General features: G+C 70.4%; 22 protein-coding genes. 12 read left to right on the plus strand and 10 right to left on the minus strand.

Going from position 1 to position 23,777, the window contains the following annotated elements:
* Window positions 1–90 precede the first annotated feature (90 nt).
* The gene (locus ABT137_RS15945; protein ID WP_351708575.1) at window positions 91–624 is read right to left on the minus strand and encodes a GNAT family N-acetyltransferase; all 534 of its coding nucleotides are present in this window, start codon (window positions 622–624) and stop codon (window positions 91–93) included.
* A gap of 304 nt (window positions 625–928) precedes the next feature.
* Between ABT137_RS15945 and ABT137_RS15950 the strand changes: the two genes are divergently transcribed.
* A complete protein-coding gene (locus tag ABT137_RS15950; RefSeq protein WP_351708578.1) occupies window positions 929–1,924 on the plus strand; it encodes a GNAT family N-acetyltransferase in 996 nt (331 codons plus the stop codon).
* Window positions 1,925–2,241: 317 nt separating this feature from the next.
* Here the strand turns inward: ABT137_RS15950 and ABT137_RS15955 are convergent, their stop codons facing one another.
* Window positions 2,242–2,925, minus strand: a complete 684-nt coding sequence (locus ABT137_RS15955) for a hypothetical protein (protein ID WP_351708581.1) — start codon at window positions 2,923–2,925, stop codon at window positions 2,242–2,244.
* 302 nt (window positions 2,926–3,227) lie between these two features.
* Between ABT137_RS15955 and hemL the strand changes: the two genes are divergently transcribed.
* The 8 genes from hemL (at window position 3,228) to ABT137_RS15995 (ending at window position 11,621) form a co-directional block, all read left to right on the plus strand.
* Window positions 3,228–4,556 (plus strand): glutamate-1-semialdehyde 2,1-aminomutase, encoded by a 1,329-nt coding sequence (gene hemL / locus ABT137_RS15960; protein WP_351708584.1) that lies wholly within the window; start codon window positions 3,228–3,230, stop codon window positions 4,554–4,556.
* On the plus strand, window positions 4,553–5,245 hold the full coding sequence (locus tag ABT137_RS15965; RefSeq protein WP_351708586.1) for a histidine phosphatase family protein: 693 nt from the start codon (window positions 4,553–4,555) through the stop codon (window positions 5,243–5,245). Before hemL ends, ABT137_RS15965 begins: the two co-directional genes overlap by 4 nt.
* Before the next feature lie 125 nt (window positions 5,246–5,370).
* Entirely contained in the window at window positions 5,371–6,627 is a 1,257-nt protein-coding gene (locus tag ABT137_RS15970; RefSeq protein WP_351708589.1) for a polysaccharide deacetylase family protein, read from the plus strand.
* A gap of 67 nt (window positions 6,628–6,694) precedes the next feature.
* Complete coding sequence (locus ABT137_RS15975; RefSeq protein ID WP_351708592.1) at window positions 6,695–7,285, plus strand: TlpA family protein disulfide reductase; 591 nt, start codon at window positions 6,695–6,697, stop codon at window positions 7,283–7,285.
* Window position 7,286: 1 nt separating this feature from the next.
* Complete coding sequence (locus ABT137_RS15980; RefSeq protein ID WP_351708595.1) at window positions 7,287–8,063, plus strand: cytochrome c biogenesis CcdA family protein; 777 nt, start codon at window positions 7,287–7,289, stop codon at window positions 8,061–8,063.
* Between the two features lie 3 nt (window positions 8,064–8,066).
* On the plus strand, window positions 8,067–9,779 hold the full coding sequence (resB, locus tag ABT137_RS15985) for a cytochrome c biogenesis protein ResB (protein WP_351708598.1): 1,713 nt from the start codon (window positions 8,067–8,069) through the stop codon (window positions 9,777–9,779).
* Window positions 9,776–10,885 carry a c-type cytochrome biogenesis protein CcsB gene (ccsB, locus tag ABT137_RS15990; RefSeq protein ID WP_351708601.1) on the plus strand — a complete coding sequence of 370 codons (1,110 nt, stop codon included), beginning with the start codon at window positions 9,776–9,778 and terminating at the stop codon, window positions 10,883–10,885. The genes resB and ccsB overlap by 4 nt, the downstream gene beginning before the upstream one ends.
* Window positions 10,886–11,222: 337 nt before the next feature.
* Window positions 11,223–11,621, plus strand: coding sequence for an SRPBCC family protein (locus tag ABT137_RS15995; RefSeq protein WP_351709216.1), 399 nt, complete (start codon window positions 11,223–11,225; stop codon window positions 11,619–11,621).
* A gap of 69 nt (window positions 11,622–11,690) precedes the next feature.
* Here the strand turns inward: ABT137_RS15995 and ABT137_RS16000 are convergent, their stop codons facing one another.
* The 4 genes from ABT137_RS16000 to ABT137_RS16015 all read right to left on the minus strand — a co-directional run bounded on the left by ABT137_RS16000 (window position 11,691) and on the right by ABT137_RS16015 (window position 16,863).
* Entirely contained in the window at window positions 11,691–13,238 is a 1,548-nt protein-coding gene (locus ABT137_RS16000) for a type 1 periplasmic-binding domain-containing protein (RefSeq protein ID WP_351708604.1), read from the minus strand.
* Entirely contained in the window at window positions 13,238–15,346 is a 2,109-nt protein-coding gene (locus ABT137_RS16005) for a hypothetical protein (RefSeq protein WP_351708607.1), read from the minus strand. The genes ABT137_RS16000 and ABT137_RS16005 overlap by 1 nt, the downstream gene beginning before the upstream one ends.
* 94 nt (window positions 15,347–15,440) lie before the next feature.
* Window positions 15,441–16,412, minus strand: coding sequence for an isopenicillin N synthase family dioxygenase (locus ABT137_RS16010; RefSeq protein WP_351708610.1), 972 nt, complete (start codon window positions 16,410–16,412; stop codon window positions 15,441–15,443).
* A complete protein-coding gene (locus ABT137_RS16015; RefSeq protein WP_351708613.1) occupies window positions 16,405–16,863 on the minus strand; it encodes a nucleoside deaminase in 459 nt (152 codons plus the stop codon). Before ABT137_RS16015 ends, ABT137_RS16010 begins: the two co-directional genes overlap by 8 nt.
* A gap of 111 nt (window positions 16,864–16,974) precedes the next feature.
* Between ABT137_RS16015 and ABT137_RS16020 the strand changes: the two genes are divergently transcribed.
* Window positions 16,975–18,249, plus strand: coding sequence for a PucR family transcriptional regulator (locus ABT137_RS16020; RefSeq protein ID WP_351708616.1), 1,275 nt, complete (start codon window positions 16,975–16,977; stop codon window positions 18,247–18,249).
* Between the two features lie 117 nt (window positions 18,250–18,366).
* The gene (locus ABT137_RS16025) at window positions 18,367–19,368 is read left to right on the plus strand and encodes a CorA family divalent cation transporter (RefSeq protein ID WP_351709218.1); all 1,002 of its coding nucleotides are present in this window, start codon (window positions 18,367–18,369) and stop codon (window positions 19,366–19,368) included.
* Between the two features lie 64 nt (window positions 19,369–19,432).
* Here ABT137_RS16025 and ABT137_RS16030 read toward each other — a convergent pair whose 3' ends face one another.
* The 4 genes from ABT137_RS16030 to ABT137_RS16045 form a co-directional block, all read right to left on the minus strand.
* Window positions 19,433–20,464, minus strand: a complete 1,032-nt coding sequence (locus ABT137_RS16030) for an alpha/beta fold hydrolase (RefSeq protein ID WP_351708619.1) — start codon at window positions 20,462–20,464, stop codon at window positions 19,433–19,435.
* Window positions 20,465–20,609: 145 nt separating this feature from the next.
* Window positions 20,610–22,004 carry a purine-cytosine permease family protein gene (locus ABT137_RS16035; protein WP_351708622.1) on the minus strand — a complete coding sequence of 465 codons (1,395 nt, stop codon included), beginning with the start codon at window positions 22,002–22,004 and terminating at the stop codon, window positions 20,610–20,612.
* A 153-nt stretch (window positions 22,005–22,157) separates the two neighbouring features.
* Window positions 22,158–22,400: a chaplin gene (locus tag ABT137_RS16040; protein WP_351708625.1), complete on the minus strand. Its 243-nt coding sequence runs from the start codon at window positions 22,398–22,400 to the stop codon at window positions 22,158–22,160.
* Between the two features lie 127 nt (window positions 22,401–22,527).
* Window positions 22,528–23,178, minus strand: a complete 651-nt coding sequence (locus ABT137_RS16045) for an FMN-dependent NADH-azoreductase (RefSeq protein ID WP_351708628.1) — start codon at window positions 23,176–23,178, stop codon at window positions 22,528–22,530.
* Between the two features lie 128 nt (window positions 23,179–23,306).
* Here ABT137_RS16045 and ABT137_RS16050 point away from each other — a divergent pair, with 128 nt between their 5' ends.
* Complete coding sequence (locus tag ABT137_RS16050; RefSeq protein ID WP_351708631.1) at window positions 23,307–23,657, plus strand: winged helix-turn-helix transcriptional regulator; 351 nt, start codon at window positions 23,307–23,309, stop codon at window positions 23,655–23,657.
* Window positions 23,658–23,777 lie beyond the last annotated feature (120 nt).

Consider the following 23,777-nt stretch of genomic DNA (forward strand, 5'->3'; position numbering starts at 1 on the left):
CGGATTCCTGAAAACTCCGCAGTGGTCAATGCGGTGGGGGACGCAGGGACGGTGGCCGGCCGTCTTGGGATGATCGACGGCTCGGCCGGCTCACGCCTGGAACTCGGTGAGATCGATGGCGTGAACGCGCAGCGGATAGCCGTGCACCGGGTGCACCGTCTCACGCTCCGGCGCCATGCCGAGCTTGCGGATGACGTTCTCGGAGGCGTCGTCGCCCAGCCGGTTGATGCTGATGACGCGGTCGAGGCCGCGGTCCTGGAGCGCGAATTCCAGCGTGGCATGGGCGGCTTCGGACGCGTATCCCTGACCCCAGAACTGTGAACCGTGCCGCCAGCTGATCGCCACGGCGGGCAGTACCTCCGGCAGGAACTCGGGCACGGACAGACCCGTGAAGCCGGCGAGCTCCCCCGAAGCCAGGAGCTCGACGGCGAAGAGTCCGAAGCCCTCCTCGTCCCACTCCTCCTCCCACCGCTCGATGGCTTCTGCGGTGTGGTCCAGGTCGCGCACAGAGCCGTCATCGATCCAGCGCATGACCTGAGGGTCCGCGTTGATGTCCGCCATGGGCGCGAGGTCGTCGTCATGCCAGCGACGGAGGAGCAGGCGGGGTGTACGGATCTCGGTCATGGCGCTCATCCTGCCGAAGGCAACGGCCTCATGGGTAATCGCCGCCGACCCGTGCCGCCGGGGTCCGGAACGGCCCGGACCCCGGACGAGCAGCACATTCGCACGTGCCTGCCGACCGTGTGCGGCCACATGGCGGCGGCCGCACACGTGTCGAGCGCAGGGCTCGGCCGGTATGTGGACGGCAGCGTCCGCGCCGATGCCGCGAACGGTCATGCTGCGGAAATCGAGTTCTGCCGTCTGATCGGCACGGCCTACGCTTCCGTGATCGATGACACCGCATATCCAACGGAATGGGGGCCTTGGTGTGGGCGTGAACAGCGGCAGCGGCCTTGCATCGTGGGAACGGTTGCCTGGCTACGTCTTCCGGCCGTATCGCGGCCACAACGACCATGGCGCGATGGCCGCTGTGCGGCTGGGCTGTGCACAGCGGGATCGGACCGACGCCCGCTCGGTTGTGGAGGGGCTCCCGACGGCAGCCGAGATCGCCGAATCCTGCGCCAAGCTGGACGACCCGTCCGAGAACCAGGTCCTGGTGGAGCACGACGGTGGCGTCGTCGGCTACTCGACGATCAGGTGGTGGCAGGAGCGGGACGGGACGTGGTTGTACCTGCACCGCGGCTACCTGCTGCCCGAGCACCGCGGCCAGGGCATCGGCTCGGCCATGCTCAACTGGGCAGAAAGCCGTATCCGCCGGCTCGTGCATCAGCACGGAACCGCACAAACGGCTGTGATCGGTGCGAATGCCATGACCTCCGAACAGGAGGCAACGGCGCTGCTGCTCGAAACTGGATACCGGCGTGTCTTCAGTCTGGTGGAGCTGGAGCTGTCCGATCTTCGACAACTCCCCGACGAAAGGACGTTGCCGGCCGGCATCCGAATCGGTGCGGTCGATCCGGGCCACTACCGCGCGGCCTGGAAGACGGTCGTCGATTCGTACGCAGATGCCGCTTTCACCCAGCGGTGGACGTTCGAGAGCTTCCTCGCCACTGCCGACCCAACCTGCTGGCGGGCTGCTCGGGATGGGGAAAGTACGGCCGGGGTCGCCCTGTGTTCCATCCGTCGGCACGACCCAACTGTGGGCGAAGTCGAAGAACTGAGCGTCCGGGCAGAGTCAAGGCGTCTGGGCCTTGGGCGGGCCCTGCTGCTGGACGGGGTGCGATGTCTTCGCGAGCACGGTGCGAAGACCGCCCGGTTGTACACCGGGACCGCGAATCCGCACCGATCCTACGACCTCTACGAGAGCGTGGGCTTCCGGCGCCAGAACGAGTACGTCCGCTACCGCAAGTCGATCGCCGTCTGATCCGACAGAGGAAACTCCGCAGCACCCTGACGGTGCGGATTGCCGAAGACAGATGGGGCAGGCGTTGGTCCCAGGCCGCGAGGACTGACTGCAAGTTCGCGGGTGGCCTGGTAGAGGCTCAGGCCGGCGCCGTCCCTTTTGGGGACCGGGTGATGTGCTGGAAAAGCCGCCGTGTCTCCGATACACCCCGCCCCACCGGCGCTGGCCCGCCCACGCGAACGGCTCGCACACGCCTTCACGGAAGCCGAGGCGGAAGACCCCCGCCACCAAAAAGGGCGAGGCCCGAAGACCCCGCCCACCCCGCAAGAAACCCCAGATCAGGGCCACACCAGGCAATAAGGCTGATGCCCCGCCTCATGCAGCCGATGCGAGAAGTCCTGCCACTCGTGCAGCAGCTGGTACACGTTGAACGCGTCCCTCGGGCCGCCCCGGTCCGGGACCGTCGACCAGATGAAGGCGGCCGCGCCGACCGCTTCCTCGCCTATGCCGCGCAGGGGGTCGACCACCGTCATGGGGAGCTTGACCACGGCGTAGTCCGGGTGCAGGACGACCAGCTCCAGCGGCGGCACCTTGTGCAGAGGCACGCCTTCGATGCCCGTCAGCACCATCGCGGCCATCGTCTCCGGCTTGATCTTCGTGAACATGCCGTTCATGCCGAGCTCGTCGCCGCCGAGTTCCTCGGGGCGCATCGAGATCGGGACCCGGGCCGCGGTCGCGCCGTCCGGTGCGCCGAAGTATTTGTACGTCACCCCCACCCGACCACCATTCCTGCTCCCGGTCTGCAGACGGTCGATCCGCCGATCGCTCCGCTGGTCCCGATCCCTCTGATCGCGGTCCCGCTGATCGATACGTCGGTCGCGCCGCTCCGACTCACTCTGGACGCCTTGTTCATGACGTGCTGATTCGGTCGATTCCTCCGCGTCGCGCCGGTGCTTTCCCCGTTGGGCACGTCGAGGACCCAGGTCATCGGTCCCCTCGCCCAGTCCGCCACCGCGATGCATATCTCCACCCGACTGCTTTTCTAGGACGCGTGGCCCCCGCCGCGCAACCCGATCATCGTGTCAGTGACCTCCCCCACGGCCGCCCGCCGAAACGTGCGTCGAAACATCAGTCCGCAGGATCTTTACAGCCTCCGGCCGCCTGCGTACCGGATGAGCTGGGTGTATCGGGTCACAGTCTCGCAGATGCCCCGGGCGCTGTGCGGGGACCGCCGTCCTCCGCTGTGAGAGGACCGCCCTCCTCCGCCTACCCTGAGGAGGTCACCCAGCATCCGGAGTCCGAGAAGTCGGAGAAGCCGCACGTCATGAGTGCCCAGAGCGAAACGCCCTATCCCTACGACGCGCCCGTCTCACAGGCGCTCTTCGACCGCGCCTCCGCCGTCACGCCGGGCGGCGTGAACTCCCCGGTGCGCGCCTTCCGCGCCGTCGGCGGCACCCCCCGGTTCATGGTCTCCGGCAAGGGGGCCTACCTCACGGACGCCGACGGGCGCGAGTATGTCGATCTTGTGTGCTCCTGGGGGCCGATGATCCTCGGGCACGCGCACCCCGAGGTCATCGCCGCCGTCCAGGAAGCCGTCTCCCGCGGTACCTCCTTCGGTACCCCCGGTGAGGGCGAGGTCGCTCTCGCGGAGGAGATGGTCGCCCGGATCGAGCCCCTGGAGCAGGTGCGGCTGGTCAGCAGCGGGACGGAGGCGACCATGTCCGCCATCCGGCTCGCCCGCGGGTTCACCCGGCGCACCAAGGTGATCAAGTTCGCCGGGTGTTATCACGGACACGTCGACAGCCTCCTGGCCGCCGCCGGGTCCGGTGTCGCCACCTTCGCGCTGCCCGACACCCCCGGTGTCACCGGTGCGCAGGCCGGCGACACGATCGTGCTGCCGTACAACGACCTGGAGGCGGTGCAGGAGGCCTTCCACCGGCACCCGGGGGAGATCGCCTGCGTGATCACCGAGGCCTCGCCGGGGAACATGGGCGTCGTGCCGCCCGGGCCCGGGTTCAACCAGGGGCTGAAGAACGCCTGCCGCGAGAACGGCGCCCTGTACATCTCCGACGAGGTCATGACCGGGTTCCGGACGAGCCGGGCCGGGTGGTTCGGGATCGACGGAGTCGTGCCCGACCTGATGACTTTCGGGAAGGTCATGGGGGGTGGCTTCCCGGCCGCCGCCTTCGGCGGGCGGGCGGACGTCATGGCGCACCTCGCCCCGGCCGGGCCCGTCTACCAGGCCGGCACCCTCTCCGGGAACCCCGTCGCCACCGCCGCCGGGCTCGCCCAGCTGCGGCTGCTCGACGACGCGGCGTACGACAAGGTCAACGCCGTGTCGGAGCAGATCCGGGGGCTCGTCGGCGAGGCGCTGAACAAGGAGGGCGTCGCGCACCAGGTGCAGGCCGCCTCCAACATGTTCTCGGTCTTCTTCACCAACCGTCCGGTGCGCGACTACGAGGACGCGCGGGGCCAGGAGTCCTTCCGGTTCACCGCCTTCTTCCACTCCCTCCTCTCCGACGGCGTCTACCTGCCGCCGTCGTCCTTCGAGTCCTGGTTCGTCTCCACGGCCCATGACGAGCGGGCCATCCAGAAGATCGCCGACGCCCTTCCGGCGGCGGCCCGAGCGGCCGCGGAGGCCACGGCAGCATGAGCGAGCAGAGCGAGCAGCAGGACATCACCGTCGTGCATGTGATGCGGCACGGGGAGGTGGCCAATCCGGAGGGGGTGCTGTACGGGAGACTTCCCGGCTACCACCTCTCCGAGCTCGGCCGGCAGATGGCCGACCGGGTCGCCGAGCACCTCGCCCCGCGGGACGTGACGTACGTCGTCGCCTCGCCGCTGGAGCGGGCGCAGGAGACCGCCACCCCGATCGCCAAGGCGCACGGGCTCGACCTCGCCACCGACGAGCGGCTCATCGAGGCCGAGAACATCTTCCAGGGCAAGACCTTCGGCGTCGGCGACGGGGCGCTGAAGAAGCCCGCCAACTGGAAGTACCTCGTCAACCCGTTCCGGCCGTCCTGGGGCGAGCCGTACGTCGACCAGGTCGTGCGGATGAAGACCGCGCTGGACACGGCCAAGGACCGCGCGCGCGGTCACGAGGCCGTGCTGGTCAGCCATCAGCTGCCGATCTGGATCCTGCGGTCGTTCGTCGAGAACCGCCGGCTCTGGCACGACCCGCGCAAGCGGCAGTGCACCCTCGCCTCCCTGACGACTTTCACATACGAGGGCGACAGGATCGTTTCCGTCGGCTACTCCGAGCCCGCCATCGACCTCGTCCCGGCCCACCTCCGCGCCGGCGCCAAGCCGGTGAAGGGGAAGGACAAGGCCTTCGGGGCCTGAACTCCGCGCCGCTCAAACCGGCTTCATGAGATTAGTCTGAAAATATGTGGTTCCTTGTGGAACCTCCCTGTTCGTCCCGCCCTCTGAGTGGGTGACCACCAGAGGACGTGACGAATCGGGGAACCATGCGGACCTTCACCCGAAGGGGAATGCTCGGCGTCAGCGCAGGTGCCGCGGCCGGACTGGGCCTCGCCGGCTGCGGGACCACTCACACATCGTCGGACGGGACGACCCATGCCGGCGGTTCCAGCGGGACGCCCTCCGGAAAGCCCAAGCCCAACGCCCGCCCCCTCGGCGACGGCTCCACCGCCAACACCGGCAAGCAGCCCCACCAGCCCGGCGCCCCCGAGCCGCTGGAGCCCGGCCAGACCCCGCCGCAGTTCGTGATCTTCTCCTGGGACGGCGCCGGCGAGGTCGGCACCGGCCTCTTCCCGCGCTACCTCGACCTGGCCAAGGAGCACGGCGCGTCCATGACCTTCTTCCTCTCGGGGCTGTACCTGCTCCCCGAGTCGAAGAAGCGGCTCTACGACCCCCCGAACAACCCCCGCGGCGCCTCCGACATCGGCTACCTCACCGACGAGCACATCAAGGCGACGCTCACCAACGTCCGCCGGGCCTGGCTTGAGGGGCACGAGATAGGCACTCACTTCAACGGCCACTTCTGCGGCGGCTACGGCACCGTCGGCAACTGGACGCCCAAGCAGTGGCGCAGCGAGATAGACCAGGCCAAGGCGTTCGTGAAGGAGTGGCGGACCAACTCCGGCTGGACCGACCTGCCCCCGCTCCCCTTCGACTACGACAAGGAGCTGGTCGGCGGCCGTACCCCCTGCCTGCTCGGCCAGAACAACCTGCTGCCCACCGCCCGCGAGCTCGGCTGGCGCTACGACGCCTCCTCGCCCGGCGGCCGCCAGGTCTGGCCGGAGAAGAAGCTGGGCATCTGGGACCTGCCGCTGCAGCAGATACCGTTCCCGGGCCGCTCCTTCGAGGTCCTCTCCATGGACTACAACATGCTCGCCAACCAGTCGGTCAACTCGACCAAGGCCCCCGCCTACAACTACCCGGGCTGGCGGACCCAGTCGGCCCAGGCGTACATAGCGGGATTCCAGCGGGCATACACGACAAACCGTGCACCGTTCTTCATAGGCAACCACTTCGAGCAGTGGAACGGCGGCATCTACATGGACGCCGTCGAGCAGGCCTTCAAGCACATCGCCCGGGAGAAGGAGAAGGGCGCCGACGTGCGCCTGGTCTCCTTCCGGCAGTTCGTGGACTGGATGGACGTACAGAAGCCGGAGGTGCTGGCGAAGCTGCGCACGCTGGACGTGGGGCAGCAGCCGGCCGGTGGCTGGAAGACCTTCCTCAAGCAGGGTGCGGCGGCCTGAAACGGGGCGAATCCCGGACCCAGGGGGGTGCGCAAGATCCTCAGAACGGGCATGCGAAACTTTTCACATGAGTACCCGTAGCCGCGCCCTCCTGCTCGGCGCCACGGCCGCCGCGGCGGCCCTGACCCTGTCCGCGTGCGGCAACGGCGGCACTTCCGGCGGAGGCGGCAACACCAACTTCGTCACCGGCAAGGACGGCATCGACACGGTTGCGGAGGGCCACCGCGCGGCGGCCCCCGACCTGTCCGGCAAGACCATCGACGGCAGCACCCTGGACGTCGCCGACTACAAGGGCAAGGTCGTCGTCATCAACGTCTGGGGCTCCTGGTGCAGCCCCTGCCGGGCCGAGGCGCCCAACTTCGCCGCCGTCGCCAAGGAGTACGCGAGCAAGGGCGTCCAGTTCGTCGGCATCAACACCCGCGACACCAGCACCGGTTCCGCGGTCGCCTTCGAGAAGCAGAACGGCATCGACTACCCGAGCCTGTACGACCCGACGGGCAAGCTGATGCTCCGCTTCAAGAAGGGCACGCTCAATCCGCAGGCCATCCCCTCCACCCTGGTACTCGACCGGCAGGGGAAGATCGCGGCGCGCTCGCTGGCGGCGCTCAGCGAGGAGAGCCTGCTGAAGATGGTCAAGCCGGTCGTCGCGGAGAAGTGACGTGAGCGCACTCCTCACGGTCGCGGCCGCGACAGACGGACCGAACGCGACCGTCATGAACGGCGCGCTGCTGCTCGCCCTGCCGATCGCCCTGCTCGGCGGGCTCGTCTCCTTCTTCTCCCCGTGCGTGTTGCCCCTGGTCCCCGGCTATCTCTCGTACGTCACGGGCGTCGCCGGCACCGACCTGGCCGAGGCCCGGCGCGGCCGGATGGCCACCGGTGCCGCGCTCTTCGTGCTCGGCTTCACCGTCGTCTTCGTGTCGAGCGGGGCCCTGTTCGGCTACTTCGGCCAGGACCTCCAGGAACAGTCCGGGACTCTCAACAAGGTCCTCGGCGTCCTGATGATCGCCATGGGCCTGTTCTTCATGGGCCTCATGCCCTGGTTCACCCAGCGCGAGTTCCGCTTCCACAGGCGGCCGGTGGCAGGTCTGGTCGGGGCGCCCCTGCTCGGCGCGCTCTTCGGGATCGGCTGGACCCCGTGCATCGGCCCGACGCTCGCCGCCGTGCTGAGCCTCTCCTCCCAGCAGGGCAGCGCGGGCCGCGGTGCCATACTGACCGTCGCCTACTGCCTGGGCCTCGGTGTGCCCTTCGTGCTCACGGCGATCGCCTTCCGCAAGGCACTCGGCGCCTTCGGGTGGGTCAAGCGTCATTACGTGTGGGTGATGCGGATCGGCGGCACGATGATGATCGTGACCGGTCTGCTGCTGCTGACGGGCGCCTGGGACCGTCTCGTGCAGGACATGCAGTCCTGGTCCGCCGGCTTCACTGTGGGGATCTGATCGATGAGCAAGACCGAAACCGACAACAGCGAGCCGGACCTCGGCGCGGCGGGCTCCCAGCTCTCCACCGCCCCCGCCGAGCCGCCGGCCGCCCCCGGGCTCGGGGTCGTCGGCTGGGCCCGCTGGTTCTGGCGGCAGCTCACCTCGATGCGGGTCGCGCTGCTGCTGCTCCTGCTGCTGTCGCTGGGCGCGATCCCCGGCTCGCTGATCCCGCAGAGCGGCGCCGACATCAACAAGGTCGCCGAATTCCAGAAGGCCCACAAGACGCTGTCGCCGGTCTACGACAAGCTCGGCCTGTTCCACGTCTACAGCTCGGTGTGGTTCTCGGCGATCTACATCCTGCTGTTCGTCTCGCTCGTCGGCTGCATCATCCCCCGCGCCTGGCAGTTCGTGGGCCAGCTGCGCGGCCGCCCGCCGGGCGCCCCGAAGCGGCTGGACCGGCTCCCCGCGTACACGACCTGGCGGACCACGGCCCAGCCGGAGGAGGTCCGCGAGGCGGCCCTCAAGCTGCTGAAGAAGCGGCGCTTCCGCTCACACCTCGCCGGGGACGCGGTCGCCGCCGAGAAGGGCTACGTCCGAGAGTTCGGCAACCTGGTCTTCCACATCGCGCTGATCGTGCTGCTGATCGCCTTCGCCTCCGGCCAGATGTACAAGTCGGACGGCACCAAGCTGGTCGTCGAGGGCGACGGGTTCGCCAACTCGATCCTCCAGTACGACGACTTCAAGTCCGGCTCCATGTTCAGCACCGACGACCTGGTGCCGTTCAGCTTCGACCTGAAGAACTTCCACGCCACCTACCAGACCAGCGGCCCCAGCAAGGGCACGGCGGTCTCCTTCGCCGCGGACGTCGACTACAGCGAAGGGGCCTACGGCAAGTCGAAGCGGACCACCATCAAGGTGAACGAGCCGCTGCACATCGACGACGCCAAGGTCTACCTCGTCAGCCACGGCTACGCGCCCGTCATCACCGTCCGCGACAGCAAGGGCGAGGTCGTCTACCACGACGCCGTCCCGCTGCTCCCGCTCGACAGCAACGTCACCTCCCAGGGCGTGGTGAAGGTGATGGACGGCTACCAGAACGCCAAGGGCGTCGGCGAACAGCTCGGCATCTCGCTGTTCTTCCTGCCGACCTACGCCGGCGGTTCCTCGGTGCTCTCCAGCTTCCCGGCACTGGACAACCCGGTGCTGAACCTGACGCCGTACCACGGCGACCTGGGCGTCAACTCGGGCATCCCGCAGAGCGTGTACCAGCTCGACAAGACCCACATGAAGGAGTTCAAGGACTCCAAGGGAGCGCAGTACCGGGACAACCTGAAGCCCGGCCAGACCATGCAGCTGCCGAACGGCGCCGGGTCCGTGACGTTCGAGAAGGACGTCAAGGAATGGGCCGGCTTCGAGATCGTCCAGGAGCCCGGCAGCGGCTGGGCGCTGGGCGGTGCCCTCTCCGCGATCTTCGGTCTGGCCGCCTCGCTGTTCATCCAGCGCCGCCGCGTGTGGGTGCGCGCGGTGCAGGGCCCCGACGGCGTGACGGTGGTCGAGATGGGCGGGCTGGGCCGCAGCGAGTCCGCGAAGGTGCCCGAGGAACTCGGCGACCTCGCCGGAATCCTCTACGACCAGGCGCCGGGCGCCCCCGAGCCCGACGACACCACTGACGACGACCCCGCAGAATCCCCCGACCCCGAAGTCGTACCTGCCGAAGGGGCTGAGAAGCGATGACTTCCGCCGCCGCAACCGCGCTCGACGCAACCACCCTCGCCGCGACCAACGAGCATCTGGCGAGCATGAGCAACACGCTCGTCTACTCCTCGATGGCCGTCTACACGCTGGCGTTCTTCGCCTACATCTTCGAGTGGCTGCTCGGCAGCCGCAGCCGGGTGGCGCGCACCGCCAACGCGCTCACCACCCAGGCGGAGGCGAAGAAGGCGCCCGCCGTCACGGTCAAGAAGGCCGGCGGCACCGCCGTACTGGAGCGTCCGCAGGTGGTCGTCCGGTCCGCGGCGGGCTCGCGGGACGTGCCGGACGGGCCCGGCGCGCACGGCGGCGACGAACAGGGCGACCTCTACGGCCGGATCGCGATCTCCCTCACGGTCCTCGCCTTCCTCGTGGAGCTGGCGGGAGTGGTCACCCGCGCGGCCTCCGTGCAGCGGGCGCCGTGGGGCAACATGTACGAGTTCAACATCACGTTCTCCACGGTCGCGGTCGCCGTCTACCTGACGCTCCTCGCCCTGAAGAAGAACGTCCGCTGGCTCGGCCTCTTCCTGATCACCACGGTCCTGCTCGACCTCGGCCTCGCGGTCACCGTCCTCTACACGGCGAGCGAGCCGCTGGTCCCGGCCCTGCACTCGTACTGGCTGTACATCCACGTCTCGACGGCGATCTTCTGCGGCGCGGTCTTCTACGTCGGCGCGGTGGCCACGATCCTCTACCTCTTCAAGGACGCCTACGAGAGCAAGCTGGAGAACGGCGGCAGGCCCGGCAGCTTCGCCACCTCGGTCCTGGAGCGCCTCCCCGCCTCGGCCTCGCTCGACAAGTTCGCCTACCGCGTCAACGCGGCCGTCTTCCCGCTGTGGACCTTCACGATCATCGCGGGCGCGATCTGGGCGGGCAGCGCCTGGGGCCGCTACTGGAACTGGGACCCCAAGGAGACCTGGTCCTTCATCACCTGGGTCGCCTACGCCTGCTACCTGCACGCCCGCGCCACCGCCGGCTGGAAGGGCCGCAAGGCCGCCTACCTGGCGATGATCGCCTTCGGCTGCTGGCTCTTCAACTACTACGGCGTCAACATCTTCGTGACCGGCAAGCACTCGTACGCGGGCGTCTGACCCCGTTGCGGCCGAGGCCGGTTCCCGTGACCCAGGTCACGGGAACCGGCCTTCGTCGTACGACAGGCAAGAGGACGTGGACACACATCTGCGAAGACGCATCCGTGCCGGAGACCACGACGCCTTCGCCGCCCTGTTCGACACGTACGCGCGCTCGGTCTACAACCACGCCTACCGCCTGACCGGAGACTGGACCACCGCCGAGGAAGTGAGCGGGTGTACGACCTGCACGGCAGGTCGCTGGGCGGCACGTCGATCATCCGGCGGGCCGTGGTCGACAAGGCCGGGGAACGTCCCTAGGGGTGCGGATCCCGGGGGCCGGGGTCAGGCTGGTGTCATGGCCGGTTCCATAGAACAGGGCACCAGTCAGACCCACGGGAGAACGCACATCCTCCACTTCCTGGTACGACTGCCGAGATCGACGGACCAGGTCTGGCCGAGCCTCTCCACCCCGGAGGGCTTGGCCGCCTGGTTCATCCCGGTCGACGTCCTGCAACCGAGACTGGGCGGCACGGTCACCCTCGGTGATCTGGGCACGGGCACGGTGACCGCCTGGGACGTCGACCGGATCGCGGAGTACACGGTGGAGGGCGGCGGCAGAATCCGCTTCCACCTGGAGCGCGACGGGGCCACCGGCAGCGCCCTGCGCTTCACGCACGAGTTCAAGGGCGAGGGCGAGACGGAGCCGGCGTGGCGGGCCAGATTCGAGCGTCTGATCGACACCCTGAACTCTTGAGGCGCCTCGGCTGAAGCGCCCCGAAAGGGGCGCGGGGAACTGCGCGACCAGCCCCCACGCACCCGCAGATCACGACGGCGGCAGACACTCCCCACTGGGCGGCTTCCCCTCCGGCCACGCAATGGTCACGAACCGTGACCCACCCTCCGCCCGCAGCTCTACGATCGGCACCGCCTTGTCATACGGATTCCCGTGTGCGTCCAGGCAGATCCACCCGCTCGCCCCGTCCACCCGCAGCGACCCCTTCACCTGCGGCCACTGCAACCCCACGTCGGCCAGCGCCGGCACGGACCTCCCCGCCGGCACCGCCTCGCGAATGCCGTGCACCGCGAGCCGCATCGCGTCGTAGGCGATGATCAGCTGCCCGTCCTCCAGGGCGACCGGCCCGATCGGCCCCACCGGCGCCTTCTCCGCGCTCTTCAGCAGCCCGGTCAGCGCCGCCATGTCCGCCGCCGAACCGCCCGTCTTCGGGCTCCCCTCGTCCCACGCGTCCGGATGGGCGAGGGCGGTGTAGCGGACGGCGAGGTTGTGCCGCAGGGCACTGCGGTCCAGCTTCGCCTCACCGGTCAGGTACGACCCCTCGTCCCCGGTCAGCACCGTGAACTTCCGGTCCTGGCAGCCCCGTCCGCCCAGCGCGTTGATGAACTGCCGCAGCTGGGTGTGGCGGCCGGCGAAGAGGATCGTGTCCGTCGACCGCGAGGTGTCGCAGACCAGGTTGGTGATCTGCCGGAAGGTGTTCGCGGTGGTCCCCTCCTGGCTGCGGTCGGCCGGCGGCGTGAACGGCTGCGGCTCGTACGGCGAGCCCTTGATCAGCGCCGCGAACGACGTCTGGAGCGTCCGCGTGTACGGGTCGCCCGGCTTGTCGTAGACGAGCAGCGCCCGGCCCGCGCCGACCTTCGCGAAGGAGGCGAGGGCGCGGGCCTCGTCGGTGTTGGTGGGGGAGACCCGGGCCAGCCCGGGGTAGGGGTCCTTGCCGCCCTGCCCGTTGGCGAGGTCGTCGGCGGTGATCGACGAGCCGACCACCGGGATGCCCAGCCGGGTCAGCTCCTTGATGGCCATCTTGTTGTTGTCGGTGCTCTGCCCGACCCCGGCGACCGCCCGCAGCCGGTCCGTGCCGCCGGTCATGCCCGCCAGCTGCGTGACCATCCGCTGCCAGTACTGGCTGGTCGAACCGGGGTTGGCCAGCACCAGCCGGATCGCCGGGGACTGGCCGTTGGAGTCGTGGTTGGCCTGGTACTGGGCGAGGTAGGCGCCCTGGAGCTCGTGCTGGATGTCGGCGAGGCTGGCCGCGGCCGTCGCGGTGTACGGCAGCATCACCGCGACCGTGACGTACCTCCCGGGCTTCAGGCGGGAGTTCTCCCGGGCGATCGCCTGCACGGTGTTCCGCAGCCGCGGCTGCCCGAAGTCGTACGCGGCCGTCGCCACGCCCACGCACTCGTCGCTGCCCTCGGGGCGGGCCACCCCCGGCGCGCAGGACCGGTCGTCGTGGACCACCGCCCGTACCCCGACGACCAGCCCGGCGAGCACCGCGGCCGTGACCAGCAGGGCCAGATAGCGACGGAGCGGAATCTCCCAGACGCCCTCACGCAACCACGTGCCCACGCCCCGCCCCGCCATCACGCCACCCCGCTCCGCTCGTCGTCACCCGCGTCACCCTCGTCGTCGTCCCCGTCCTCCCCGTCCGCCGCCGGCGGGCGCCCGGCCAGCGCGGCCGCCGGCCAGTCCCGGGAGGCCCGCCACAGCAGCGCGTTGCCGGCCGGCCGCAGGTTGGACAGCTGCTCCAGCTCGAAGCGCAGCCGGTCGCCGACCTTCGGGTCGGGCAGCACCAGCGGGTCGGTCAGCAGCCACACCGCGTGCAGCAACCGCCGTATCCGCAGATGCAGTACGGCGTCCACGCCGTCCGGAACGCGCTGCTGGGCGTCCGTGCGGCCGAGCGCCACCGCCGCCCGCCGGTCGCCGTGGCCGGTGAAGTCGCGGCCCTCGGCGTCATGGGCGTGGAAGTAGGGCGCGGCGGCGATGAACCGCAGGGTCTGCAGCCAGCTGCGGGTGTCCAGCACCGGGAAGCTCTCGCGCAGGTGGGCGACGGCCGGTCCGGTCTGTCCCAGCGCCAGTTGGTGGTGCAGCCGGAAGCGGGCGTGCCCGTCCGGCCGGTCCTCGGTGTAGTACGCGATCAGCGTCTCGTGGGCGGTGCGCCAGCCGCTGTGGTCGGCGTCCCGCAGGTGCAGCCGGAGCAGCAGCAGGGTCCGTACGAAGGGGTCCCCGACGAACTGGCCGGGCACGGCGGGCAGCCCTTCCTGGGCGAGCCGGTTCTGCAGGGCGCGTACGTCGGCCGGGCCGAAGTCGTCCGGGAGCAGCGCGCCGGCCAGCGCGCACGCCGAGTCGTGGTCGTGGGCGGCGGCGAGGACGGTCAGCTCGTCGAGGCGGTCGGCGGGGACCAGCCGGTCGAGGAGCCGGAGGTAGGCGGGGGCGGCGGGGCCGTCCTCGACGGGCCGTACGTCGGCGGTCAGCAGGTCGCCCAGGGATCCCGCCCGCTCGGGATGCTGCGCCGCGGCCTCGGCGAGCAGGGCGATGCCCAGCGGGTTGCCGCGGGTCAGCCGGTGGACGGCGTGCGGGAGTTGGGGTGCGGCGGGGGCGCCGACCAGGTGCAGGGTGTCGTCGGGGGTCAGCGGCGGGAGCCCGACCAGCAGGGCCCGCGAGGAGGGCACGGCCGGGTCCGGCGTCCACTCGCTGCGCCGGGCGACCCCGGCCAGCTCCCGCCGCACCCCGCCGCGCAGCAGCTCGCGGCCGTCGCCGCGCAGTCCGGCGACGAAGGCCACCTGGTCGGCGATGCCCTCGGCGCGGTCCCTGAGCACCGCGTCCAGCAGGCCAGGACCCGGCCCGGCCTGCACGTTGTCGACGAGCACCAGCGGCCGGCCGAGCCGCTGCATCCGGGGCAGCACGCCCGCGTACGCCTCGGTCAGGTCGGCGAGCAGGGCCCGCACCAGGTACCGCTCGGCGTGCTCGCGGGAGGTGCCGCCCGCGCGGAAGTGCCCGGAGAGCAGGATCAGCCCGCGCTGGGCGTGTCCGCCCGCGTTGGGGTACGTCCGGTACCAGACCGACGCCTTCTGGTGGCGGCGGCTGGCGAAGCCCTCGGCGATCGATTCCAGGGTGGCCTCGATGGCGCCGGAGACCAGCGGCCCGGTCCCGGTCGCGGCGGCGACGACCTTCGCCGTCACCTTCCCGGCCCACCGCCCGGCGAAGCCGCTGATCCACGAACCGCTCTCGTTCAGCAGCAGGATCCGCTCCACCTCGCGCCGGATCCGCTCCGAGTCCGCGTCGCCCCAGCCACCGGCGGCCACCGCGACCAGACCCGACATCAGCCGCGGGAAGGCGATCCGCCCGGCGCCGGTCACCGGTTCGGCGAGCTGCTCGGCGACGACCAGCAGCGCCTGCGCGACCGGCGACCAGGACTCGGCGGGCCGCTCCGGCGGCGGGCCCGCGAACTGCGCCTCCGCACAGTCGACGAGCGCGACCGGGGTGTGCCCCTTGTACGCGTCCCGCAACTCGCCGAGCACCGCGCTCTTGCCGAGCCCCCGGGCCCCGGTCAGCACGACGAACGGCAGCTCACCGGGGTGTTCGAGAGGAAGGGCACGATGCTGGTACGGCCGTAACCCGACGATTCTCGGCACGAGCCCGGCCGGCTCGACGTCGAACAGCGCCCCGCGCCCGTGCAGCCGTCTGTGCAAGGCAGTCCCCCCTCAACGCAAGTGTAGGAAGGGGGAGTTGCTTCGGGCCAGATCGAGTGATGACTGTTGGGTTACGAATCCTGACGCTGTGAGATCAGCCGACGGTGATGGAGTCCAGCTTCTCCCGCAGATAGACGTGCGAGTCGACCGGCGGGTGGGCGACCCTGCCGACCGGCGCCGGGACGGACTCGACGGTCGTACCCGGGGTGCACTCGCCGAAGTAGACGAGGGACATCAGCTCCTCGGCGGGCGCTTCGGTGGGCGGCGGCAGCACCCGGTGCCGTCCCGACCGCCACCGGTCGCCGGTCCAGCGGGCCATCAGGTCACCGATGTTGATGGTGAAGGCGGCCGGGTCGAAGGGCGCGTCCTCCCAGCCGCCCTCGTCCGTGTACACCTGGAGCCCGCCCTTGCCGGCCTGCCGGTCCAGGATGGTCACCGTCCCGAAGTCGGTGTGCGGCCCGATCCGGAACTGCCCCGGCTCGGGCTCGCCGAGCACCTCGGTCCCCGGATACCAGTTGATGTTGAAGCCGTACGTCGGATGGTCCATGTGCCGGGAGAAGAAGTCCCGTTCGAGCCCGAGCGCGTACCCGAGGAGGGACAGCAGCTCCTTCTCCAGCTCGGCCATCCGGTCCAGGTACTCCTCGCAGAGCGTCCGCAGCTCCGGCACCTCGGCCGGCCACACGTTGGGCGCGTACCACTCCGCGTTGACCACCGGGTCCTCGAACGGCTCGTGGGTCGCGAAGGTCAGCGACTCCTTCAGGTCGGGCGGCGTCTCGGTGCCCTCCGAGTAGCCGTTGGCTTCCGCGCCGGGCCCGAGCCAGCCGCGTCCGCCGACCTGTACCTCGTACGCCTGCTTGACCTCGGCGGGAAGGGCGAAGAACCGGCGCGCGGCCTCCCGTACGGCGGTGCGCAGTTCCGCGTCGACCCCGTGCCCGGTGACGAGCAGGAAGCCGGCGGTCTGCAGAGCGGAGTCGACGGTCCGGGCGAGGTCCTCGCGGGCCGTGGGGTCACCGTCCAGCCAGGGACGCAGATCGATGGTGGGGATACGGGGCCTGGGCTCACTCACCGATGTCCTCATTCCACAGAGCCGGGTTGTTCTCGATGAAGTCGTGCATCAGGGCGACGCATTCGGCGTTCTCCAGCAGGACGATCTCCACACCGTGTTCGGCGAGCCACTCGTGGCCGCCGTGGAAGGTGGCCGCCTCGCCGATCACGACCCGGGAGATGCCGAACTGGCGGACCAGACCGGAGCAGTACCAGCAGGGCGACAGGGTCGTCACCATGGTGGTGCCCCGGTACGACCGCTGCCGGCCCGCCGCGCGGAAGGCGGCCGTCTCCGCGTGCATGGAGGGGTCGTCGTCCTGCACCCGCCGGTTGTGCCCGCGGCCGAGCAGTGCGCCGTCGGCGCCGTAGAGCGCGGCACCGATCGGGATGCCCCCCTCGGCGAGCCCCGCACGGGCCTCGGCGACGGCGGTGGCGAGCCAGGTACGGGCGGTACGGGCTTCCAGATGATCCATGACGTCACTCTCCCGTGGCCGAAACACGAGGGCAACGTGCGGAAAGTACCCTCCGGGCAACCCCCGGCCGGACGAAATGTCAGCGGCCGGGACCGTCCCCTGGAGGTCGCCGTGCCCGCACTCACCCTCCGCGAAGTCCTGGCCCTCGACCCGGTGCGGGCGGCCCGCCCCGAACTGCTCGCCGGGGAGGGCTCCCTGGACCGCCCCGTGCGCTGGGTGCACTCCAGCGAGGTCTACGAGGGCGCCAACTTCCTCGACGGCGGCGAACTCCTCCTCACCAACGGCTTCGGGCTCACCGACGCCGGCGACGAGGTCCGCCGCCGGTACGTGCGGGAGCTGGCGGCGCGCGGTGCGGCCGGGCTCGCGGTGGAGGTCGGGCGCGCGCTGCCCGGCATGCCGCCCGAGGTGACCGACGAGGCCTGCCGCCTCGGCCTGCCGCTGCTCGCCCTGCACCGGGTGGTGCCCTTCGTGCGGATCACCGAGGCCGCCAACCGGGCGATCGTGGCCCGGGGCCTGTCCGGCCGCCGTACGGTCGTCCGGCCCTGGGGCGACGACCACGCGGCGGCGCTCCTCGCCGACCTGGCCGACGGGCAGGCCCTCAACCAGCCCGAGGTGGAGGCGCGGGCCGCCCTTGCAGGGTTCCACCCCGGCCCCGGCGCCCGGCTGCTCGGCGTCTCGCTGCACGGCAGCCGGGGCGTGGGCGCGGTGGACCGGGCGGTCCGGGCGCTGGGCGGGGCCGGGGTGCTGCGGGCCGCGTTCCCGGGGGACGTCCTGGCGCTGCTCGCGGTACCGGCCGCGGTCCCCGGCGATCCCGTGCGGGCCGTGCAGGAGGCGTTCCGGGGCGCCGCCGAGGCGGGAGCCACGGTCGCGGTCGGCCACGCGGTCGGCCCCGGCGGCTGGCTGCACTGGAGCGAGACGCTGCGCGCGGCCCGCACCACCCTCGAACTCGCGCTGACCGTGCCGCCCGCCGAACCGGCCGTGCCCGAGGGCCCGTCGGTGACCTCGGCCCGCGCCCTCGCCCTGGAGCGGGAGCTGACCCGGGGCGGGGTCGCCGCCAACCGCGACCGTCTCGCCGCGCTCGTCCAGCACACCCTCGGCCCGCTGCTGGCCTGGGAGGCGGCCCACCCCAGCGACCTGGTCCGCACCCTGGAGGTGCACCTGCGGCACGGCTGCTCCCCGACCCGCACCGCCGCCCTCCTGCACATCGGCCGCCAGTCCCTCTACCAGCGCCTGGAACGCATCGAGTCCCTCCTCGGCCTGGAGGTCGACGACCCGGACCTGCTGGGCGAACTCCTGACGGCGGCCTGCGCGCACCGGGTGGTGCGGGGGACGGGCGCGGGGACCGGGACGGCGGTGGCGGGCGGGGCGCGAACGGCGGCGGCCTGAGCGGCCCGGGGTCCCGCCGCACCTGCCTGGCCTCACCCGTCCGGGGCCGTGCCGCGTGGCACACGCGTGCATCCGAGTGCGCGCCCCGCGGGCCGCACGCACGCTGGCAGGGTGGCGATGATCGTGACGGTGGTGTCGGTGCCGGACGGGGGCACGACGACGGTCTCCGTGCCCGAGGCGCGCCGGCGGCTCGCCACCGACCCCTTTCTGTTCCTCCGTATCGAGCTGTCGGAGGAGGAGCCGGAGCGGGCGGAGCCGGAGCAGGAGGAGCCGGGGGAAGAGCCGGTCGTCCGGCGGCTCGGTCTTGACGATGCGGAGCTGGAGTGGTTCGGCCGCCGGGGGGAGTCCGCGCGGGCCGACTTTCTCGGGGAGACCGCCGCGTTCGTCGTGCCGGTGGTCCGTGACCGCGAGGTCGACCATGTGCACGTCCTGGCGGGCGAGCGTTTCCTGGTGGTCGTCCACTGGGGCCGGCCCATCCTGGCGGCGGACATCACCGCCCAGCTGCGGCGGGAACGGCCGCACGACGCCGTGGCCACGCTGTTCCTGCTGCTCCAGGAGGCGCTGACGACGTTCCGCCGGGCCGCGGTGCGGGCGCTGCTGCGGGTGGAGGAGCTGGAGGACGACATGTTCGAAGGCCGGCGGCCCGAGCAGGTCTATCTCCTCTCCCAGCAGCGCCGCTGGTCCGCCCTGCTGCACCACTCGCTGCTGCCCTACCTCCAGGCGGTCGAGGAGGTGGTCACCCGCAGGATGATGAGCCCCGACTTCCCGGTGGAACGGCAGCGGCTGGCCCGGGAGTTCCAGCGGGCGGCGCGCCTGGTCCTCGCGGACATCGAGTCCCTCCAGGACGCCGCCCGCCGGGCCTTCGGCAGCTACGGCTCGCTGGTCGCGGGCGAGCAGAACGGCGTGATCAACCGGCTGGCGATCGTGTCGGTGATCTTCCTGCCGCTGTCGTTCCTGACCGGCTTCTTCGGCATGAACTTCGAGTTCCTGACGAACCGGCTGGAGACCCGCGACGAGTTCTGGCTGCTCGCCGTGGGGCTTCAGCTGGTCGCCGTGGTCGGTTCGCTGTTCCTGCTGCACCGCAGCCGGATCTGGCGGCGGCTGCGGGACGACGACTAGGAGGGGTCTCCGTCAAGAGATCCTCGTCCGCGCTTCCGAGCAGACCTCGTAGGTCCCGGCACGGTCAGAACCCGTTGACCGCCACGACGGCCGCCGCGAAGCCCGTCGGGTCCTCCTGCGGAACGTTGTGTCCCGCGTCCAGGGTCCGGTGCTCGTATGTGCCTCCGAACCTCTCGCGGTAGGCCGATCCGTTTCCCGGGGGTGTGAACGGATCGTGCTTTCCGTCGATGGTGATCGTCGGCACTTTTATTACCGGTGCTGCGGCGAGGCGCTTTTCGAGGTCGTCATACTGGCGCTCGCCTTCTGCGAGACCGAGCCGCCACCGATAATTGTCGATGACGATACCGACGTAATCCACGTTGTCGAAAGCCGCTGCTGTGCGATCGAATGTCGCGCTGTCGAACCGCCATGTCGGAGAGTTGAACTTCCAGACCAGTTCGGCCAGATCGCGCCGGTACCTGTCGAGTCCGCGGACACCTCTTTCGGTGGCGAAGTAGTACTGATACCACCAGGCCCATTCATTCTTGGGGGGCGACGGAATTTTGTTGGCTTCGACGTTCGCTATCAGATATCCGGTCACGGAGACCAGAGCTTTACAGCGGTCCGGCCAGAGCGCGGCTATGATGTCGCCCGTCCGCGATCCCCAGTCGTATCCGGCGAGGACGGGCCTCTCTGTCTTGAGGGCGTCCATCAGGGCGATGATGTCGACGGCGAACGCCGACTGCTGGGCGTTCCTGGGTGTTTTGTCCGAGAGGAAACGCGTGGTGCCATGGCCGCGCAGATAGGGGACGACCACCCGGTATCCCTGCGCCGCGAGCAATGGTGTGACCGCTTCGTAGCTGTGGATGTCGTAGGGCCAGCCGTGCATGAGTATGACCGGCTGGCCGTTCGCAGGTCCGGCTTCGACGTACCCCACGTTCAGATCCCCGGCGTTGATCTGCTTGACCGGACCGAACGATGGCGGGGCCGCGGAACCGACCGTGCGGTGAGCCCCCGCCTGGGTGTGTCCCCTCATACCGAACCGGCCCGCCACGGCAGCGGTGGCGGCGGCACCCAGGAAATGACGACGACTGTGCATGGGCCCGTGCGTTTCCATCGGTGAATCTCCCTGTTTCGAGGTGGCACCGGCAGAACACGGATGGCGCTGCGCAGAGGCGCGCCGGCGCCTCTCCTCTGCCATGCAACACCCGCTGGCGGACCCCCGCAACAGTGGTCGACCACCCCTCCCGTCGCCTCGTTTTCTAGGCGGTCCGGGAGCTTTTCCGCAGCGTCGCGTACAGCACCGCGCTCACCGCGAAGCCGACCACCGGCGTGATGTCGCCGAAGGCGGGGTGGTGCTTCGGTACCCAGCCGACGTAGTCCTCCTGGTTGGAGAAGAGGGGGACGGAGACCGCGACGCCGATCAGCAGCGAGGCGAGGCCGGGCCAGTTGGTGAAGGAGCGGTCGGCCAGGCGGGCCGAGAGTTCCTCGTCCGTCGCCGTACGGCGCTGGAGCCACCGCTCCACCAGCACGACCCCCAGCCAGGGCGCCACCCAGTACGCGATGACCAGCAGGAACGCCTCGTAGGCCGCGCCCGCGTCGTCCAGCGAGGCCCAGGCGGCCGCCGTGCCGACGATGCCCGACACCACGACCAGGGCGCTGCGGCTCAGCCAGGTGGGGAGCTTCAGGCCGAAGGAGGCGATGGAGATCGCGCCGGAGTACACGTTGAGGGCGTTCGCCGAGACCCCGCCGAGCATGATGGCGAGCAGGACGAGGTCACCGAGCCAGCCGGGGAGGTGGCCGGTGAAGGCGGCGGTCGGGGTGGCGTCCTTCGGGGCGATGATGGTGGCGGAGGCCGCGCCGATGACGGCGACGATCGAGACCGACACGAACAGGCCGACGGCCGGCCACAGGACGGTCTTCGCCTTGTTCGCGGTGCGCGGCAGGTAGCGGGAGTAGTCGGTGGCGTACGGGTTCCAGCCGGCCGCGTAGCCCCAGGCCGCGCTGAACGCGAGCAGGAAGCCGCCGACGCCGCCGCCCGAGCCGCCCCCGCCGAGGTCCGCGTCCTTGAAGGTCCACACCCCGGCCAGCAGGAAGACCACCGCGAGCGCCGGGAACGCGTACTTCTCGAAGGTGTGCACGAAGTTGTGGCCGATGAAGCCGATGAGGATCTCGGCGACCACGACGAGGAGCAGGGAGGGGAGGGGGCGCAGCCCGGTCAGTGTGTTCAGGGCGAAGGCCGCGCTCACGCTGTTCACGGCGAACCAGCCGACGCCCGCGAGCAGGCCGTTGGCGGCGGAGGGCAGGATGTTGCCGAGGAAGCCGAAGGAGAAGCGGCCGATCACCATCTGCGGGACGCCGAACCGCGGCCCGTCCAGCGACAGCAGGCCCTGGGTGACCGCGCCGATCGCGGTGCCCAGCAGGATCGCGGCGGTCGCCGTCCAGAAGTCCAGGCCGAAGAAGAGGACCGCGATCACGCCGATGTAGACGGTCGCGAACTCGATGTTGGGGGACGCCCAGGTCCAGAGCAACTGGAGCGGGCTGCCGTGGCGTTCGGCGTCGGGGATCGGTTCCGAGCCCGCCGCCTCCACGGCGATGACCCGGTCGCCGTACTCGGGCGCGATGCTGGTGGTGGAACCGGCGGGAGCAGTCGTCATACGAGGTAAGTGTCGGGATCGCTCCCGGTGCGGCCCAGGGGCGCACTGTCCGCTTCGGGCGGCTCACCGGCGTACAACCTGCACGCATGCGAGGACTTCCGGAGGCTCGGTGCCTCCGGAAGTCCTCGGACGATACCTCCGGGCAGGCCCGGGTCAGCTGCTGGTGCAGGCGCTGGCCGCCGCCGGGTTCAGCAGGCCGATGACGCTGATGCTGTCGCCGCACACGTTCACCGGGATGCTGACCGGGACCTCGATGACATTGCCCGACACCGCACCCGGGCTGTTGGACGCGGTACCGGTGGCGTCGGCGCCGTTGTCGGCGAACGCGGCGGTGCTGCCGGCGAGGGCGAGGGTGGCGGCGAGGGCGCCGGTGACGGCGAGGGAACGGATGCGCATGCCAGTCTCCAAGGTGTCGGGATGTCAGAACGCGTCCATCACAACCGCCTGCCACCGGACCCGCATGCGCTGCTGGGCCGATCGGCGCAACCGGCCCCGGACCGGGGGCCCGGGGCCGGTGCGTACGTCACGCGGCGAGGCGGTCCGCCAGTTCCTTCGCCTTGCTGGCCGCGTCCTGCAGGGCGCGGTCGCGGGAGGCCTCGTAGAGCGGCACGAGCTCGGCCATCGCCGGGTTCTGCGGGGCCATGGTCAGCTCCGGCACGATGAAGTCGACGTCCAGGCCGAGGCCGTCGGAGAGCAGCGCGGTCAGGTAGTTCTGGACGTACTCGAACGGCTCCCGCGGGGTGCCCGGCGCGTACGAGCCGCCGCGGCTGGCGACCACGGTGACCGGCGTGCCCTTGGCGGAGGGGTTCTCGCCCATCGTGCGGTTGAACAGGACCACGTTGTCCAGCCACGCCTTGAGCGTCGACGGGATCGTGAAGTTGTACATCGGGGCGCCTATGAGCAGCGCGTCCGCCTGCTCCAGCTCCTCGATCAGCTTCACCCGGACCGCGAAGGCGTCCGCCTGCTCGGGGGTGTGGGTGGCGGGGTCGGCGAAACCGGCGGTGTGTCCGGCCGCGGTCAGGTGCGGTACGGGGTCCGCCGCCAGGTCGCGGTAGATCACCTTGCCGTCGGGGTGCTGCGCCAGCCAGGCCGTACGGAAGGCGTCGGTGACGGCACGGGAGGAGGAGGCCCCGCCCGGGAGGAGGGACGAGTCGAGGTGGAGAAGCGTGGCCATGAGAGGTCTCCGGATGCACGGGCCCAGGGCAGGGCCGCAGGGGCTGAGTATTCGTACTCAGCTATAGATAACACAGGTGCTTACTTTTTTTCACCCCCTTCCTTTCGGTGGGGCTGTACCCTGATGCCATGGCGGTGGAGCAGGTCCATGACCCGGAAGCGTGCAAAGGTGTCGATGCCGGCATCACGCGCGTCTTCCAAGTGCTCGGCAAGCGCTGGAACGGCCCGATCCTGTCCGTCCTGATCGACCAGCCGACGCACTTCGCCAACCTGCGCCGCGCCATCCCCGGCATCAGCGAACGCATGCTCTCCGACCGGCTCGGCGAACTCGCCATGGCGGGACTGGTGGTCCGCGAGGTCGACGAGGGGCCGCCGCTGCGGGTCTCGTACCGGCTCACCGCGGCGGGCGCCGCACTGGAGCCGTCGCTCAAGGCGCTGGGGGAGTGGGCGCGGGAGCACCTTCCCGACTCGCCCTGCTGAGTGCTCTGTTCCGTCGTCCGCGGTGCCGCGGACGACGGCCTCCCACTTGTCCGCAAGGGCAGACCCGGGGGCAACTTGCCCCGAGGGAACCGGAATCGGCCAACCACCGGTGCCGGCGGT

This window comes from Streptomyces sp. NPDC001980 (assembly GCF_040296885.1).
Lineage (GTDB): Bacteria > Actinomycetota > Actinomycetes > Streptomycetales > Streptomycetaceae > Streptomyces.

What these genes read in the sequence shown, in the direction of transcription:
- ABT137_RS15945 (WP_351708575.1), bottom strand. Translation starts at nt 624, where the DNA reads ATGACCGAGATCCGTACACCCCGCCTGCTCCTCCGTCGCTGGCATGAC.
- ABT137_RS15955 (WP_351708581.1), bottom strand. Translation starts at nt 2,925, where the DNA reads ATGCATCGCGGTGGCGGACTGGGCGAGGGGACCGATGACCTGGGTCCT.
- hemL (WP_351708584.1), top strand. Translation starts at nt 3,228, where the DNA reads ATGAGTGCCCAGAGCGAAACGCCCTATCCCTACGACGCGCCCGTCTCA.
- ABT137_RS15965 (WP_351708586.1), top strand. Translation starts at nt 4,553, where the DNA reads ATGAGCGAGCAGAGCGAGCAGCAGGACATCACCGTCGTGCATGTGATG.
- ABT137_RS15970 (WP_351708589.1), top strand. Translation starts at nt 5,371, where the DNA reads ATGCGGACCTTCACCCGAAGGGGAATGCTCGGCGTCAGCGCAGGTGCC.
- ABT137_RS15975 (WP_351708592.1), top strand. Translation starts at nt 6,695, where the DNA reads ATGAGTACCCGTAGCCGCGCCCTCCTGCTCGGCGCCACGGCCGCCGCG.
- resB (WP_351708598.1), top strand. Translation starts at nt 8,067, where the DNA reads ATGAGCAAGACCGAAACCGACAACAGCGAGCCGGACCTCGGCGCGGCG.
- ccsB (WP_351708601.1), top strand. Translation starts at nt 9,776, where the DNA reads ATGACTTCCGCCGCCGCAACCGCGCTCGACGCAACCACCCTCGCCGCG.
- ABT137_RS15995 (WP_351709216.1), top strand. Translation starts at nt 11,223, where the DNA reads ATGGCCGGTTCCATAGAACAGGGCACCAGTCAGACCCACGGGAGAACG.
- ABT137_RS16000 (WP_351708604.1), bottom strand. Translation starts at nt 13,238, where the DNA reads ATGGCGGGGCGGGGCGTGGGCACGTGGTTGCGTGAGGGCGTCTGGGAG.
- ABT137_RS16015 (WP_351708613.1), bottom strand. Translation starts at nt 16,863, where the DNA reads ATGGATCATCTGGAAGCCCGTACCGCCCGTACCTGGCTCGCCACCGCC.
- ABT137_RS16025 (WP_351709218.1), top strand. Translation starts at nt 18,367, where the DNA reads ATGATCGTGACGGTGGTGTCGGTGCCGGACGGGGGCACGACGACGGTC.
- ABT137_RS16030 (WP_351708619.1), bottom strand. Translation starts at nt 20,464, where the DNA reads ATGGAAACGCACGGGCCCATGCACAGTCGTCGTCATTTCCTGGGTGCC.
- ABT137_RS16035 (WP_351708622.1), bottom strand. Translation starts at nt 22,004, where the DNA reads ATGACGACTGCTCCCGCCGGTTCCACCACCAGCATCGCGCCCGAGTAC.
- ABT137_RS16040 (WP_351708625.1), bottom strand. Translation starts at nt 22,400, where the DNA reads ATGCGCATCCGTTCCCTCGCCGTCACCGGCGCCCTCGCCGCCACCCTC.
- ABT137_RS16045 (WP_351708628.1), bottom strand. Translation starts at nt 23,178, where the DNA reads ATGGCCACGCTTCTCCACCTCGACTCGTCCCTCCTCCCGGGCGGGGCC.
- ABT137_RS16050 (WP_351708631.1), top strand. Translation starts at nt 23,307, where the DNA reads ATGGCGGTGGAGCAGGTCCATGACCCGGAAGCGTGCAAAGGTGTCGAT.